At 67.4% G+C, this 1627-nt stretch carries 1 protein-coding gene and 1 pseudogene; one reads left to right on the top strand and one right to left on the bottom strand.

Annotated elements, in window-relative coordinates; translation table 11 throughout:
* Positions 1 to 129: 129 nt before the first annotated feature.
* Positions 130 to 627: pseudogene (locus NFU81_RS03750) on the top strand (Tn3 family transposase); the annotation flags it as partial.
* 135 nt (positions 628 to 762) lie between these two features.
* On the opposite strand, the gene NFU81_RS03745 reads toward NFU81_RS03750, so the two are convergent.
* Entirely contained in the window at positions 763 to 1446 is a 684-nt protein-coding gene (locus NFU81_RS03745) for a GNAT family N-acetyltransferase (protein ID WP_251484974.1), read from the bottom strand.
* Positions 1447 to 1627 lie beyond the last annotated feature (181 nt).

The following is a 1627-nucleotide window of genomic DNA, read 5'->3' as shown; positions in this document are numbered from 1 at the left end:
TCCCCGACCGACTGCCCCTCTGACCCACATCAAGCAAGATCACCAAAAGTAACCCCTGCCGGAGCCCGACCATACGAGGTCATACCCCAACGCACACACTCAACTTGACAGCCTCCGGCCTCGGTACGGGAAGGCACCGTGTCCTCCGTCACCCTCCTGCGGCGCCTGAACAACCATTCCCGCAAGAACCAGATCTACCGGGTCTTTCGCGAGGTCGGTCGCGCCGTCCGGACGATCGTCCTGTTCCGCTACCTGTCGGACCCGCAGCTGCGGGAGCAGATCACCAGGGCGACGAACAAGGCCGAAGCATACAACGGGTACACGAAGTGGCTGCACTTCGGCGGGGACGGCTACCTGCGCTCCCACGATCCCGAACTTCAGGAGAAGGCCGTCAAGTTCCTCGACCTGATGGCCAACAGCATCATCTTCTCCACCACCGTCGACATGACCGACACACTGCGCCAGATGGCCGCCCAAGGCCGGGAGGTGAACCCCGACGACATCGCCGCGCTCAGTCCGCACCGCAGGGACAACGTGCTCCGCTTCGGCGACTACGACACCGCCACCCTTCACATCCCGCCCGGCCCGCACGACAGCGCGCTTCGCCTTCCTGCTGATGGTCTCTGACAGGGGCAGCCGAGATTGACGGCCAACCGGAATACAGCCGGAACGGGCAATTAAAGGAAATCCGGGCATCTTCGCTCGGTGGGATCCGCCGGTGTGCGCCGTGCGTAAGGGCGGATCGGTCAGCGTGAGCCAGTCCTACCGGTTGAGGGGAACCACCGGCCCCCGGGCGATCAGGACGTCGGCTTCGTGGCGCCAGCCGAGGGAGGAGTAGAGGTGCTGGCCTTCCTCACTGGCGATGAGAAGACCGGTACGGGCGCCCTGGGCCACGGCGGCCTCCGCCAGAGCGCTCATCATGGCGCGGCCCAGGCCGCGCCGCCGGTGCGCCGCGTCCGTCTCGATGCGATCGGCGATCGCATCGGCGCCGACCACGGCGATGGTGCCGCGCGCCGCCACCTCTCCGGAGGAGTCATGGAGGGAGACGACCGTGACTGGTCCCTCCGTGCGGACCTCGCGCTCGTACGGCGCGGCGGGCGCGTGCTGCGGGTGCCCGGTCAGATCGGTCGTCATGAACCACTCTGACCGGTGGAGCACCTCCAGTCCGGCGGCGCCGACGACGGCTTCGACGGTGCCTGGGCGCAGCGTAGGTACCGTGAGCCAGGTGGTCTGCCTCGCGGCGGCGACGGTTGCCGCCAGCCGTGCCAAGGACTCGGGCTCCTCGTCCGCACGCAGCGCGAACACCTCGACCTCGCGGCCGGGTTGGTCGCACTTGGACCGCAGGCCGTCCCCTGCGGACTCGACCGGCTCGGCCTCGGGCAAGGAGCGAGCCACGGTCCAGCCGTTCAGCCAACGTCGTATCAGCTCTGATTCGATCTTCGTCATCCGGCGATTAGAGCATGACCGCAACCGGTGGACGGGCGAATAACCATCCCCCGTCGGCCGCCGCCGCCAGGGCGACGCCGCCGGGGTCTCCCCCTGAGTGGTGGACACGCTGATACTGGATCTGCTTGATCCGGAGGAAGCGAGAAGACCGCCGATGGCGATGAAGGACTACTCGGACGAG

The organism is Actinacidiphila cocklensis (assembly GCF_907177275.1).
GTDB lineage: Bacteria > Actinomycetota > Actinomycetes > Streptomycetales > Streptomycetaceae > Actinacidiphila > Actinacidiphila cocklensis.
Note: the sequence above shows the minus strand (reverse complement) of the source record. Positions and strands in the feature narration are given on the sequence as shown.